The sequence below is a fragment of the Janthinobacterium sp. genome, assembly GCF_031995485.1.
In the GTDB taxonomy this organism is placed as follows: domain Bacteria; phylum Pseudomonadota; class Gammaproteobacteria; order Burkholderiales; family Burkholderiaceae_D; genus Janthinobacterium.
The window spans coordinates 1-13,816 of sequence record NZ_DAMAGB010000057.1 but is presented as its reverse complement, the minus strand read 5'-3'; the positions used below and the strand labels follow the sequence as shown (position 1 = coordinate 13,816).

Annotated in this window: 10 protein-coding genes; 2 read left to right on the top strand and 8 right to left on the bottom strand. The window is 65.5% G+C overall.

Translation table 11 applies throughout. The features are described 5' to 3' along the window. Positions 1-2: 2 nt before the first annotated feature. Positions 3-1,097, bottom strand: a complete 1,095-nt coding sequence (locus tag RTQ46_RS24020; RefSeq protein WP_312440115.1) for an ABC transporter ATP-binding protein — start codon at positions 1,095-1,097, stop codon at positions 3-5. A gap of 90 nt (positions 1,098-1,187) precedes the next feature. After that, the gene (glpD, locus tag RTQ46_RS24015) at positions 1,188-2,747 is read right to left on the bottom strand and encodes a glycerol-3-phosphate dehydrogenase (protein ID WP_312440114.1); all 1,560 of its coding nucleotides are present in this window, start codon (positions 2,745-2,747) and stop codon (positions 1,188-1,190) included. Positions 2,748-2,901: 154 nt separating this feature from the next. Here glpD and RTQ46_RS24010 point away from each other — a divergent pair, with 154 nt between their 5' ends. Together RTQ46_RS24010 and RTQ46_RS24005 are read left to right on the top strand one after the other, a co-directional pair. Further along, entirely contained in the window at positions 2,902-3,663 is a 762-nt protein-coding gene (locus tag RTQ46_RS24010) for a DeoR/GlpR family DNA-binding transcription regulator (protein WP_312440113.1), read from the top strand. Between the two features lie 237 nt (positions 3,664-3,900). Further along, positions 3,901-4,422: a MarR family transcriptional regulator gene (locus tag RTQ46_RS24005; RefSeq protein WP_312440112.1), complete on the top strand. Its 522-nt coding sequence runs from the start codon at positions 3,901-3,903 to the stop codon at positions 4,420-4,422. Here the strand turns inward: RTQ46_RS24005 and RTQ46_RS24000 are convergent. The 6 genes from RTQ46_RS24000 to nirB all read right to left on the bottom strand — a co-directional run. Then, positions 4,419-6,434, bottom strand: a complete 2,016-nt coding sequence (locus RTQ46_RS24000; RefSeq protein WP_312440111.1) for a diguanylate cyclase domain-containing protein — start codon at positions 6,432-6,434, stop codon at positions 4,419-4,421. The two genes, RTQ46_RS24005 and RTQ46_RS24000, sit on opposite strands and share 4 nt — an antisense overlap. Before the next feature lie 135 nt (positions 6,435-6,569). Further along, positions 6,570-7,106, bottom strand: coding sequence for an adenylyl-sulfate kinase (gene cysC / locus RTQ46_RS23995; protein WP_312440110.1), 537 nt, complete (start codon positions 7,104-7,106; stop codon positions 6,570-6,572). Between the two features lie 183 nt (positions 7,107-7,289). After that, positions 7,290-9,986, bottom strand: a complete 2,697-nt coding sequence (locus tag RTQ46_RS23990) for a molybdopterin-dependent oxidoreductase (protein WP_312440109.1) — start codon at positions 9,984-9,986, stop codon at positions 7,290-7,292. 13 nt (positions 9,987-9,999) lie between these two features. After that, positions 10,000-11,238, bottom strand: a complete 1,239-nt coding sequence (locus tag RTQ46_RS23985; RefSeq protein WP_312440108.1) for an NAD(P)/FAD-dependent oxidoreductase — start codon at positions 11,236-11,238, stop codon at positions 10,000-10,002. Then, positions 11,235-11,588 carry a nitrite reductase small subunit NirD gene (gene nirD, locus RTQ46_RS23980; protein WP_312440107.1) on the bottom strand — a complete coding sequence of 118 codons (354 nt, stop codon included), beginning with the start codon at positions 11,586-11,588 and terminating at the stop codon, positions 11,235-11,237. The genes RTQ46_RS23985 and nirD overlap by 4 nt, the downstream gene beginning before the upstream one ends. Before the next feature lie 3 nt (positions 11,589-11,591). Beyond that, on the bottom strand, positions 11,592-13,816 hold a 2,225-nt coding region (gene nirB, locus RTQ46_RS23975), incomplete at its 5' end, for a nitrite reductase large subunit NirB (RefSeq protein WP_312440106.1).

Here is a 13,816-nt window from a genome sequence, read left to right as displayed (position 1 = left end):
TGTCAGTCCCCCTTCACGGCTGGCGCGAACAGCAATTCGCCGCTCCCGCCAAAGATAAACAGCGACTGCGGCCGGCAATACACGGTGCAGGCGCTGCCGATTTCCAGGTTGTGCACGCCGCCGAGCTGCGCCACCAGCGCCAGCGCACCGCGCCGCGCATGGACATAGGTTTCCGAGCCGCTGATTTCGGCCAGGTCGACCTGCGCCGCGATCGCCAGGTCGCTATCGGACTGCGGCGCCAGGTGCAGGCTGTGCGCGCGCACGCCCAGCGTCACGCTGCGCTGGCCGGCCAGTGCGGCCTGCTGTTGATCGCTCAAGGGAATCGCCAGCCCGCCTTCGGCCTGCGCGATGCCATCGGCGCCGATCTGCGCCGGCAGCAGGTTGATCGGCGGATCGCTGAAAGTGCGCGCCACCTCGATGCAGTTGGGCGCATTGAACACGTCGAGCGTGCGGCCTTGCTGCAGCAGCCGGCCTTCATGCAGCACCGCCACATGGCCGCCCAGCTGCAGCGCTTCGAGCGGTTCGGTGGTGGCATACACGACAGTGGTACTGCCGCTGGAAAACAGCTCCGTCAGCTCGCGCCGCAGTTCCTCGCGCAGCTTGTAGTCGAGGTTGACCAGCGGCTCGTCGAGCAGCAGCAGCGACGCATCCTTGATCAGCGCGCGGCCCAGCGCCGTGCGCTGCTGCTGGCCGCCGGACAACTCGCCCGGCGTGCGCTGCAGATACGGCGTGATATGCAGCCGCTCGGCCAGCGCCATTACCTTGGCACGTATGCTCTCTTCCGGTTCCTTGCGCAGCCGCAAGGGCGAAGCCATATTGTCGTAGACGGTAAACGCGGGGTAGTTGATAAATTGCTGGTACACCATCGCCAGATTGCGTTTGCTGACCGGCACGCCCGTCACATCGACGCCGTCGGCCGTGACCGTGCCCGCGTTCGGCTTGTCGAGGCCGGCCATCACGCGCATCAGCGTGGTCTTGCCGGCCCGCGTGGTACCGAGCAGCACATTGATGGCGCCCGGCACCAGCGCCAGCGACATGGGATACAGCCAGGTGTCGGCGCCGTGCTGCCGGCTGATCTTGTCCAATACAAGTTGCACGTGTTCTCCTCCAGTGTTTTTCGCCGCGCCCTCGTTCGGGGTGCGGTCGTTTGCTGCGTTTGGTGCGTTTGCTGCGTTTGCTGCGTGTTTCTACAGCGGATGTGCGGCCAGCCACGCATCGAGCCTGCTTTCCGTCTCCGGGGGCAAATGCAGCCCCAGCTTCGAGCGCCGCCACAGGATATCGGCCGCGCTGACGGCCCATTCGCGGCGCCGCAAATAATCGATCTCGACCGCGTACAGCCCGCTGGCCACCTCTTCCCCCATGTCGGCCGGCGCCGTGCATCCATTGAGCAGCACGTGGATGCGCGTGCCATAGGCGCGGGCATGGCGCGCCACCAGTTTCGGCGGCAGCCACGCATACTGGCGCTGCAACTGCTGCACAAACGCGCCGAACTCGCGCACGCCCCGGTTATCCGGGACTGCGCCAAACAGGTCGCCGCCGGGCAAGCAGGCTGTCGCCGTCCATGCGCTTTTCGCCGTGCCCGGCGCCGGCTGCAGCAACGGCTGCAGCAAATTCACAGCCTCCTCGGCCAGCTTGCGAAACGTGGTGATCTTGCCGCCGAAAACGCTGAGCAAGGGCGCGCCCTCGCGGTCCAGCTCGAAGCGGTAATCGCGCGTCACGGCCTTCGCATCGGCTGCCGCATCTTCCACCAGCGGCCGTACGCCCGAATAGGTCCACACTACGTCGGCCGGTACCAGCTGCTTGTTGAAATAGTAACTCGAAAGTTCACACAAGTAACTAATTTCCGCGTCATCAATGGCGACCTTGCCACTGTCGCCCTGGTAATCGAGGTCGGTGGTGCCGATCAGGGTGAAGTCGTGCTCATACGGAATCGCAAACACGATGCGCCCGTCCGGATGCTGGAAGATATAGGCATGATCATGGTCGAACAGGCGTTTGACGACGATATGGCTGCCCTTGATCAAGCGCAAATGCCGGCCCTGTCCGCCCGGCGCGGCCTGGCGCAGGAAGTCGGCGGTCCACGGGCCGGTGGCGTTGACCACGCTGCGCGCACGCACCTGCAGCCGCGTGCCGTCAGCGCGCAGCAGGCTTGCGCGCCAATGGTCCGCCTCGCGCTGCAGATCAGTGCACAGCGTGCGCGTCAGGATGGTGGCGCCCTTCTCCCGTGCATCGATGGCGTTGAGCACCACCAGGCGCGCATCGTCAACCCAGCCGTCGGAATACACGAAGCCGCGCCTGAACTGGGGTTGCAAAGGCTTGCCTGCCGCATGGCGCGCCAGATCGATGCTGCTGGAGGCGGGCAGCAGCTCGCGCCTGGCCAGCATATCGTACAGAAACAGGCCGGCGCGGATCAGCCAGGCCGGGCGTTGCCCTTTTGCATGCGGCATCACGAAACGCAGCGGCCACATGATATGCGGCGCCGAGCGCAGCAATACTTCGCGCTCGATCAGCGCCTTGCGCACCAGGCCGAATTCGTAATACTCGAGATAGCGCAGGCCGCCGTGGATCAGCTTGGTGGAAGCCGACGAAGTATGCGCGGCCAGGTCGTCCTTTTCGCACAGCAGCACCGACAGGCCGCGGCCGGCCGCATCGCGCGCGATGCCGGCGCCATTGATGCCGCCCCCGACGACCAGCAGGTCGCATTCCATCGCCATCGCCATCGCCCCGCCATGCTGTCCTGCCGCCATCGCAACCCCGCCATCATCGTTAACATCAATAAAGATATAATTCGAATGCAATATGACTAAGATTACTGCAGAATACGAAGCCATAGCAACATATTTTCATCACTATTTTTTCGTTTCTGTTCGTTTCATGCGTTTACAAAGAAAAGAAAGCAACATGACCCTCAATCCCCGCCAGCGCCGCCTGCTCGAAGCCGTGCGCCAGAAAGTCACGATTTCCGTCGAGGAACTGGCCCAGCAATTGGGCGTGACGCCGCAAACCGTGCGCCGCGATGTCAAGCAGATGGAAGAGGCGCGGCTGCTGGCCCGCTACCACGGCGGCGTCGGCCTGCCCTCGTCGGTGGAAAACATCGATTACAGCCAGCGCCAGGTATTCAACAGCGAAGCCAAGCAGCGCATTGCGGCCGCCGTGGCGCAGCAGGTGCCGCATGGCTGTTCGCTGCTGATCAATATCGGCACCACCACCGAAGAGGTGGCGCGTGCGCTGGGCCAGCATACGGGCCTGCATGTGGTCACCAACAACCTGAACGTGGCCGCCATCCTGGCCGACAATCCGGGCTGCGAGGTGATCGTGGCCGGCGGCGTGGTGCGCGGGCGCGACCGCGGCATCGTCGGCGAAGCCACCATCGACTTCATCCGCCAGTTCAAGGTCGATATCGGCATCATCGGCATTTCCAGCATCGACGAGGACGGCAGCCTGCGCGACTTCGATGCGCGCGAAGTGAAAGTAGCGCAGGCCATCATCGAGCAGTCGCGCGAAGTGTGGCTGGTGGCCGACCAGCACAAGTTCGGCCGCAAAGCCCTGGTGCGGCTGGCCGACCTGGCGCAGGTGGACATGCTGTTTACCGATGCGGCGCCGCCGGCGCGCTTTGCCCGCGTGCTGCGCGACGCGGCCGTGAAACTGGTGGTGGCTGCCTGAAGTTGTATCACCGAAAAAAAGTGACCGCACACATGCCGCCATATGTGCACGAACTCACTTAACAACGTGAAATAGTTAGCAAGACACAAAAAATTCCTGTTACCATTGAAGCAACATGAGTTATTTTTTTAATCTTCCTCTCTGGCAATACTATTGCAGGCTTGTTATGGCTACCAGCCTGCGGGGCAAGAGAGGACGATGACTCCGCCCGATGCGCCGCCCAGTGAAGGAATACAGATGAGCCATAATTTTGAATCGGCCGCCAGGCCGTCCGCCCCTCCCGCCAATGCCAACAACGTTGCCAACGCCGCCAGCGTCAGCGAACTGGAAGCCCACCTGGGCTACTGGCTGCGCTTTGTCTCCAACCATGTCTCGCACAGCTTCCAGAAAAAGGCGGAAGCCAATGGCGTGACCGTCTCCGAATGGGTGGTATTGCGCGAAATGTTCCGCCTCGGCTGCACTTCGCCGACCGTGCTGGCGCAAGTGGCCGGCATGAGCAAGGGCGCCGTCTCGAAACTGATCGACCGGCTCGAAAGCAAGGGCATGGTCAGCAAATCGATCCTGCTGGCCGACCGCCGCCAGCATTCGATCGAACTGACCACCGAAGGCGAGGCGCTGGTGCCGGTGCTGGCCGGCATGGCCGACCAGAACGACGAGGAGTTCTTCGGCAAGCTGCCGCCCGAACTGCGCGAGAACCTGCTGGAAGCGATGAAGGAAGTGGCGCGCACGCACCAATTGAAGAGCGCTCCTCTCAATTAAGCAGCACTGTCAATCAGCGCCACGCCATCGCGGCCCTGCCCCTTGGCCTGGTACAAAGCCTGGTCGGCCAGGTGCAGCAACTGCTCTGGCGTCACGCCGCCCTCGCGGTGCAGGGCGATGCCGATGCTGGTGGTCACCACCAGCGGCCCGCTGGCCAGCATGAACGGCGCGCGCACGGCGGCGATGATCTTGGCGCCGATGTGCCGCACTTCCGCCGTGCTTTTCACCCCCTCGAGCACGATCACGAATTCATCGCCTGCCAGGCGCGCCACCAGGTCGCTGGCGCGCACGCTGCGCTGCAGGCGCCGGGCAAATTCCTTCAGTACTTCGTCGCCGGCCTTGTGGCCCAGGCTGTCGTTGATCGCCTTGAAGCGGTCGATATCGAGATAGGCCAGCGCCATCGGCGTACCCGCCGCCTGCGTGCGCGCCATGCTTTTGGCCAGCTGCTCGTCGAAACGGCGCCGGTTGGCAATCCCCGTCAGCGTATCGGTGGCGGCGGCGAACTGCAGCGCCGAATGCGCGGCCTTGACCTTGGTGATTTCATGGATCAGGCCATACACGCCGATCACCACGCCATCGTCGTCGATATCGGGCACATAGCTGGTCTGGAAGGCGCGGCCGTTGCCGGCGCCGTCCGGCGCATCGTCCTCCACCGTGAATTCATAGTCCACTTCTTCGCCGGCAAATGCGCGCTGCAGGTACTGCTGGCGCAGCTGGTAGGCCTTTTCGCCCAGCACCTCGCTGATCGAGCGCATCATGCCGTCCCTGGCCGAGATGCCGAACCATTTTTCAAACGTGGCGTTGATGAACTGGTAGCGGTGCTCGCGGTCGATATACACGATCACCACCGGCACGTGATCGGTCAGCAGTTTCAGGCGCCGCTCGCTGTCGCGCACCTGCGTCTCGGCCAGTTCGCGCTCGGCCACCAAGCTATAAAAGTCGCGGCTCAGGTCGCCGATTTCGTCGCGCCGCCCGATCTGCAGCGCCTCGATGCCGAGCCGGTGGCGGCGGATCTGGTGCACCTGGCTGCGCAGCCGCTCCAGCGGGCGCAGCAGGCGCAGCACCACGCGCCAGCCGGCCAGGCCCGCCAGCGTGGCCAGTACCAGCGCCGCCAGCAGGATCTTGCTGCGTACGGCGCGCAGCGGCGCAAACGCCTCGCGCGTCGGATAGACCGAGGCCAGTATCCAGCCGGTGCTGGCGATGCGGCGGTAGGCGAACAGCGCATCGACGCCGTCGCTGGTGGTGCCGGCCATGGAGCCCTCGAAACCCTGGATGGCGCTGCGCGTGGGAATGCTCAGCGTGCTGGCGGCGCCAATGCGCTGCATGATGCGCGACTTGTTCGGGTGCTCGACGATGATGCCGGCTTCCGTCATGATGTACAGATAACCGTCGCGGCCGGGCTTGAGGGCTTCCAGGCGGCCCAGGAAATCAGGCTGGTGCAGGTTGACGCTGGCCGCCAGCACCAGGCGCACCTGGCCGCGCGCATCGAACACGGGCTGCGTCACGACGACGACGGGCATGCCGGAAATGCTGCCGTGCATCGGCTCGGAAATAATGGAGCGCTGCTGCGCCACGGTCTGCTCGAAGTAGGCGCGGCCCCGCAGATTCATGCCGGCGCGCGGCTTGACCGGTCCCGTGCTGGCCAGCAGGCGGCCATCGAGATCGACCAGGCCGGCGGTGAAGAATTCCTTGCCCAGCACCGTCTGCGCGGACAGGAAGCGCTGCACGCCGGCGGCGTCGCGCAAGTCCTGCGCCGCCATGCTGTCGGCGATCACGCGCAGCACATTGCGCTTGGCGGCCAGTTCTTCATCGATAAACACGGCGGCGCTGGCCAGCGACACATACTGCTGCTCGCCCGTGACGCCGCGCATGTCGCGCTCGGCCATCGCCAGGGTGGCCAGCGCCAGCAGCGCCACGGCGCCCAGCACCAGCAGGAACACGACCACGCTCATGCGGGCCTTCAGGCTGGCGGGCAGGCGCCTGGCCAGGCCCTTGCGCAATCTCGTTTTCATGATATCGGGGTCCGGTATGGCCTGGCGTTGCGCCCCCACTGTCGTCGTCGCCAGCCCTGGCGCATGCGCCGGCAGGCAAAATTGCTTTACAACATGATACCAAACTGTTCACCAGCGCGAGCAAACCGCACGCAATTACAACGCCAGCCAGTAACGGTACAGCTGTTCCGCCGATGCTGCCAGCGGCTGCGAGCCGGTGTCGAGCGCCAGGGCCGGCGACAGCGGCGCTTCGTAGGGGGCGGACACGCCGGTAAATTGCGGCAGTTGGCCGGCGCGGGCGCGCGCATACAGGCCCTTGGGATCGCGCGCCTCGCATACTTCCAGCCGGGTGCTGACATGCACTTCGATAAACTGCGCCGCGCCGATAATGGCGCCGGCCATGGCGCGGCCCTCGCGATTGGGCGAGATCAGGGCGGCGATCACCACCAGCCCCGCGCCATTCATCAGGCGCGCCACTTCGGCCGTGCGGCGGATATTTTCATGGCGGTCCTGCGGCGTAAACCCGAGATCGCGGTTCAGGCCATCGCGCAGCAGATCGCCATCGAGCACGGTGACGGCCTGGCCGTCCTGTTCCAGCATGGCGGCCAGCGCATGCGCGATGCTGGTCTTGCCGGCGCCGCTCAGGCCTGTCAGCCAGACCGTGACTGCTTTTTTCTCCTGCTTGTCCGCCATGCGCTCTCCTCGTGTGTGACGGGGAATATAGCAAAGGAGCAGCAAAAAAGACAGCCTGAAAATAATGACGTTTGGTTCGCGTCCGCTTTTTACCCCAACAGCAAATTCCGGGGTCGGACCCTGAGGGTCCGACCCCGGCATTTTCGCCGTTCGGGGTGGGTGCGAACCTCACAGATGACAATGCTACGCCACCCTTTCTGTCAGCGCTTGCGCCGCCACCACCGCAATGAGCTGCCGTATCTCCGGCACGCAGGAGCCGCAGTTGCCGCCCGCCTTGACGCAGGCCGTGACCTGCGCGGTAGTGGTCAAACTGTCCTTGCGGATCGCGTCGCAGATCGTGTTGCGCCCCACGCCGAAGCACGAGCAGACGGTCGGCCCGGCATCGGCGCCTTTGACGATCGGCTGGCCCAGCAGCACGCCGGCACGGTCCACCGCATCGAGCTGCGCGTGCGCAAACAGGCCGGCCAGCCAGGCGCGCGACGGCAGATCCGGGCGTGGCGACACATACACGCATTGCGCGATGCGGCCCTCCTCCAGGTGCACCGCGCGGTAGACGCCCGCGCTGGCGTCCGCGTAATCGAGCCAGTCGGCGTTATCGTCCGTCACGCCCAGCAAACCGCGCGCCCAGCCGGCCAGGTCGTCGAGACGGGTGCGTCCTGCCAGCTCATAGCGCAAAAACTGTTCGCCCCGGATGCGTGTCCAGTGCGCCACGCCATCAAGCTTCAGGGGCGTGCGGCTCAGCACGAACGCATGCCAGTGCACGCGGAACTGTTCGATGCGGACCGGCGTATGCTTGAATTCCGGTTCGCCCGAGACCGCATCGACCACCGGATTGACGACGGCCCCCACGCGCGCGTCCGACGCATTGGCGTCGCTCCAGTGGATCGGCACGAATACCTGGCCGCGCGCGATGCCGCCGCCATGCACCACGCGCGCCACCATCGCGCCCCAGCGGCTGGAAATGCGCGCCAGTTCGCCCTCGCGCACGCTGTACAGCAGCGCGTCCTGCGGGTGGATGTCGATAAACGATTCGGCGACATGGCCGGACAGGCGCGCCGCCTTGCCGGTGCGCGTCATGGTATGCCACTGGTCGCGCACGCGTCCCGTGTTCAGGACCAGCGGAAAATCCTCGTCGGGCAAGTTGTGCGGCGCGCGCGGCGCGGTGGGCACAAAGCGCGCACGGCCATCGGGATGGGCGAAGCGGCCGTCGCCGAACAGGCGCGCCCTGCCCTGCGGCCACTGCTGCGGCGCCAGCCCATCGTACTGCGCGGCGTTCATGGCTGTCAGATCGGACAGATTGAACAGGCGGCTTGTCGCTCCTGCATTGCGGAAGGCCGACAGGCGCGCATGCTCGTCAAAGATGGCGTGCGGCGCGGTGAAATCGAAACCGGCATACCCCATGCGGGTAGCCACCTGGCACAGTACCTGCCAGTCGGCGCGCGCCTCGCCGGGCGCCGGCAGAAACGCCCGCTGGCGCGAGATGCGGCGCTCGGAATTGGTGACCGTGCCGTCCTTTTCGCCCCAGCCCAGGGCCGGCAGCAGCACGTCGGCATATGCATTGGTGTCGGCATCGGCGCTGATATCGGACACCACCACCAGTTCGCACTTGTCGAGGGCGCGCCGCACCTGGTCGGCGTCGGGCATGCTGACCAGCGGATTGGTGGCGATGATCCACACGGCTTTCACCTTGCCCGCCTCGATGGCCTGGAACAGCTCGACCGCTTTCAGTCCCGGCTTGTCGGCGATGGCAGGCGAATCCCAGAAGGTCTGCACGGCGGCGCGGTGGGCCGGCTTGTCCAGGTCCAGGTGGGCCGCCAGCATATTGGCCAGGCCGCCCACTTCGCGCCCGCCCATGGCGTTCGGCTGGCCCGTCAGCGAGAACGGCCCCATGCCGGGCTGGCCGATGCGCCCCGTCGCCAGATGGCAGTTGATGATGCTGTTGACCTTGTCGGTGCCGCTCGACGACTGGTTCACGCCCTGCGAAAACGCCGTGACGACCTTGCGCGTGGCGGCGAAATCGCGGTAGAACGCCAGCAGCGCCTGCGGGTCGACCTTGCAGATCTTCGCCACCTGCAGGGGGTCGCTGCAATCGGCATGGGCCGCCGCCAGCGCCGCATCGAGGCCGCTGCTGTGCCGTGTGACGAACTCATCGGCAATCACGCCTTCGCTCGCCAGGTAACACAGCAGGCCATTGAACAACCATACATCGGTGCCAGGCTTGACCGGCAAATGCAGGTCGGCCAGCTCGCAGGTGGCCGTGCGGCGCGGGTCGATCACCACCAGCTTCATTTCCGGCCGGCTTTCCTTCAGGCGCGCGATGCGCTGGAACAGGATCGGATGGCACCACGCCGTGTTCGACCCCACCAGCACCACCATGTCGGCCAGCTCCAGGTCTTCATAGCAGCCCGGCACGATGTCTTCGCCGAACGCGCGCTTGTGGCCGGCCACCGCCGACGACATGCACAGGCGCGAATTGGTATCGATATTGGCGCTGCCCACATAGCCTTTCATCAGCTTGTTGGCGACATAATAGTCTTCCGTCAGCAGCTGGCCCGACACATACAGCGCCACCGCGTCGGGGCCATGTTGATCGACAATCGCGCGCAGGCCGCCCGCCACCTTGTCCAGCGCGGCATCCCAGGACACGCGCGCAAGCGTGCCGCCCCCGCCGTCCTGGCGCAGTTGCGGGTACAGCAGGCGCTGCTCGAGACCGACGGTGTCGCCCAAAGCCGAACCCTTGACGCACAGGCGGCCCAGGTTGGCCGGATGGCTGCGGTCGCCGGCGATGCGGATGGCGCCATCGGGCAGGCGCGTCGCGTCGACGCCGCAGCCGACGCCGCAATACGGGCAAGTGGTTTTTACAGGCGTGCAGGTCGTCATGAAGGCTTTCCGGTCAGGCAGCCAGGTCGCACAGGGCCTGGCCAAACAAAAGGTGCGAGCGCAGGCGGCTGATGTCGCGGCGCTGCTGGATCAGGTCGAAATACCAGGGGCCGTCCTGCACCTCGCCATACAGCACGGCGCCGGCCAGGCGGTTGCCCTGCACCACCAGGCGCTTGTAGACACCACGGCGCGGGTCGCGCAGCACCAGGTCTTCGCTGCCTTCGCCGCCGATGATGTCGCCGGCCGAATACAGGTCGATCCCCGTCACTTTCAGTTTCGTCGCGCTGGCCTGCTGCACATAGCGGCGATGGCCGGCGCCCGCCAGGTGCGCGCCGCACACGCGCGCCTGCTCCCAGATCGGCGCCACCAGGCCGAACGTGGCGCGCCGGTGCTGCACGCATTCGCCCACCGCATACACGCGCGGATCATAGCTTTGCAGGCAGTCGTCGACCACGATGGCGCGCTCGCAATGCAGGCCCGCCTCTTTCGCCAGCGCGATGTTGGGGCGCACGCCGGCCGTCATCACCACCAGGTCGGCCGGGATGGTGCTGCCGTCAGCAAAGCGTACGCCCTGCACCCGCCTGGTGCCGAGGATTTCGGCGGTCTGCGCCTGCATCAGGAAGCGCAGGCCGCGCGCCTCCAGCGCCGCTTTGAGCAGCAGCGAGGCCGGCGCGTCGAGCTGCTGGTTCATCAGGCTGCCGCTCATGTGCACCACGGTCACATCCATGCCCTGGCGCTGCAGGCCATTGGCCGCTTCGAGACCCAGCAGGCCGCCGCCGATCACCACCGCGTGGCGGTGTGCGCGCGCCGCGCGCAGCATGGTATCGACATCGTCGATATCGCGAAAGCCGATCACCCCTGGCAGCTCATGGCCCGGCACCGGCACGATAAACGGCGTGGAACCGGTGGCCAGCAGCAGGCGGTCGTAGCGCACCTTGATGCCGGACAGTGCTTGCACCGTGCGCGCCTTGCGGTCGATGCGCACCACCGGGTCGCCCGCATGCAGGGTGATGCCATGCTGCGCATACCATTCGCGCGTATGCAGCATGATGTCGTCGACCGTCTTTTCGCCGGCCAGCACCGGCGAGAGCAGGATGCGGTTGTAATTGCCGTGCGGCTCGGCGCCGAACACGGTGATGTCGTACAGGTCGGGCGCGAGTTTCAGCAGTTCTTCCACCGTGCGCATGCCGGCCATGCCATTGCCGACCACCACCAGCGAAGGACGCGGGCCGGCATTGACTGCGGCATTCACAGCGCCACCCACACCATGCCGCCAAACACGCGCGCCGGCCAGGCCGCCACCGAGTGTTCCGGCGCCTCGATGCACTCGCCCGTGTGCAGGTCGAAATGCTGCTTGTAGATGGGCGAGGCGACCACGATGCGTTCGCCGATGCTGCCCACCAGCCCGCGCGACAGCACCGAGGCACCCGCGTTCGGGTCGACATTGTCGATGGCGAAGATCTTCGGGCTCGTATCGCCGACGCGGAACACGGCTACATGGCGGCCATTGAGCAAGGCGCACACGCCCGTATCGGGCACGATTTCTTCGAGCGGGCAGATCGGCTGCCAGCTGTCGCTCAGGGGCAAAGACAGGTTATTCATCGTTCAAGCCTCCACTGCAAGGATGGGTATCACGGTGCTGCGGCGTTCGATCTCGGTGGCCGGACGGATCTGGCCCCGCTCTTCGACAAACACCACGTTCTCGTCGTTCCTGTCGCTGTTGACGAAATGGCGGAAGCGCTGGCGCACTTGCGGGTCGGTGACGGCCGTTTTCCACTCGCACGCATAGGTGTCGACCACCTGCTGCATGTCCGCTTCCAGTTCGCTGGCCAGGCCCAGGCTGTCGTCGATGACCACGCGCTTGAGGTAATCGAGGCCGCCTTCGAGGTTGTCGCGCCAGACGCTGGTACGCTGCAGGCGGTCGGCCGTGCGCACATAGAACATCAGGAAGCGGTCGACATAGCGCACCAGGGTCGCTTCATCGAGATCGGACGCAATCAGTTCCGCATGGCGCGGCTTCATGCCGCCATTGCCGCACACGTACAGATTCCAGCCCTTTTCGGTGGCGATCAGGCCGATGTCCTTGCCTTGCGCTTCGGCGCATTCGCGGGTGCAGCCAGAGACCCCAAACTTGATCTTGTGCGGCGTGCGCAGGCCCTTGTAGCGGTTTTCCAGTTGAATCGCAAAGCCCACGCTGTCGGCCACGCCATAACGGCACCAGGTCGAGCCGACGCACGATTTGACGGTGCGCAGCGACTTGCCATACGCGTGGCCCGACTCGAAACCGGCCGCGATCAGCTCTTCCCAGATAGCCGGCAACTGGTCCACGCGCGCGCCAAACAGGTCGACCCGCTGGCCGCCCGTGATCTTGGTATACAAACCGTATTTTTTCGCCACCGTGCCGACCGCGATCAGGCCGTCGGCCGTCACCTCGCCACCGGCCATGCGCGGCACCACCGAATACGTGCCGTCCTTCTGGATATTGCCGAGGAAGTAGTCGTTGCTGTCCTGCAGGCTGGCGTGGACGGGCGTGAGCACGAAATCGTTCCAGCACGAGGCCAGGATATTTGCGGCCAACGGTTTGCACACGTCGCAGCCGAGGCCGCGGCCGTGCGCCGCCAGCAGGTGATTGAAACTGCGGATCTTGCCGACCCGGACCAGGTGGTGCAGCTCCTGGCGCGTATGGGCAAAGTGTTCGCAGACGTGGTTGTTGACCGCCATGCCCTGCTTCTTCATTTCGGCCTTCATGATCTGCGTGACCAGCGGCACGCAGCCGCCGCAGGCGGTGCCGGCCTTCGTGCAGGTCTTGAGGGCGCCGATGGTGGTGGCGCCATCGGCCACCGCTGCGCACAGCGCGCCTTTCGAGACGTCATTGCACGAGCAGATCTGCGCACCGTCGGGCAAGGCGTCCACGCCCAGGCCCACCTTCTGCTGGCCGTCCGCCTGCGGCAGGATCAAAAACTCGGGCGACTCGGGCAGTTCGATTCTGTTCAACATCATCTGCAGCAGGGTGCCGTATTCGCTGGCGTCGCCCACCATCACGCCGCCCAGCAGGTATTTGCCGCAGTCGGACACGACGATTTTCTTGTAGATCTGCTTGCGCTCGTCCATGAACTGGTAGCAGCGGCTGCCCGGCGCGTTGCCGTGCGGGTCGCCCAGGCTGGCCACGTCCACGCCCATCAGTTTGAGCTTGGTGCTCATGTCGGCGCCCTTGAACGACGCTTCGCCCTCTTCCTGCAACAGGTGGCGCGCCGCGATGCGCGCCATTTCATAGCCGGGCGCCACCAGGCCGAAGATCAGGCCGCCCCACAGCGCGCATTCGCCGATCGCGTAGATGTCCGGGTCGGACGTGACGCAGCTGTCGTCGATGGCGATGCCGCCGCGCGGCCCCACTTCCAGGCCGCAGGCGCGCGCCAGCTCGTCGCGCGGACGGATGCCGGCCGAGAACACGATCATGTCCGCTTCCAGGTGGCTGCCGTCGGCAAACTGCATGCGGTGCGTGGCCGCTTCGCCGTCGACGATGGCCAGCGTGTTCTTTTGCGTATGGACGGTCACGCCCAGTTCCTCGATCTTGCGGCGCAACACGCGTGCGCCGCCCTCGTCGACCTGCACCGCCATTAAACGCGGTGCGAATTCCACCACATGGGTCTCGAGCTTCAGGTCGCGCAGCGCTTTTGCGCATTCCAGGCCCAGCAGGCCGCCGCCGATCACCACGCCGGTCTTCGACTTGCCGCCCCAGGCCAGCATCGCTTCGAGGTCCTCGATGGTGCGGTAGACGAAGCAGCCGTCGCGCTCCTTGCCCGGCAGCGGCGGCACGAACGGGGTCGAGC

Bases quoted from the DNA above. Each gene is read 5' to 3' on its own strand.
- cysC (WP_312440110.1), bottom strand. From the start codon at position 7,106: ATGGCGGACAAGCAGGAGAAAAAAGCAGTCACGGTCTGGCTGACAGGC.
- RTQ46_RS24005 (WP_312440112.1), top strand. From the start codon at position 3,901: ATGAGCCATAATTTTGAATCGGCCGCCAGGCCGTCCGCCCCTCCCGCC.
- RTQ46_RS24010 (WP_312440113.1), top strand. From the start codon at position 2,902: ATGACCCTCAATCCCCGCCAGCGCCGCCTGCTCGAAGCCGTGCGCCAG.
- RTQ46_RS24000 (WP_312440111.1), bottom strand. From the start codon at position 6,434: ATGAAAACGAGATTGCGCAAGGGCCTGGCCAGGCGCCTGCCCGCCAGC.
- nirD (WP_312440107.1), bottom strand. From the start codon at position 11,588: ATGAATAACCTGTCTTTGCCCCTGAGCGACAGCTGGCAGCCGATCTGC.
- RTQ46_RS23990 (WP_312440109.1), bottom strand. From the start codon at position 9,986: ATGACGACCTGCACGCCTGTAAAAACCACTTGCCCGTATTGCGGCGTC.
- glpD (WP_312440114.1), bottom strand. From the start codon at position 2,747: ATGGCGGCAGGACAGCATGGCGGGGCGATGGCGATGGCGATGGAATGC.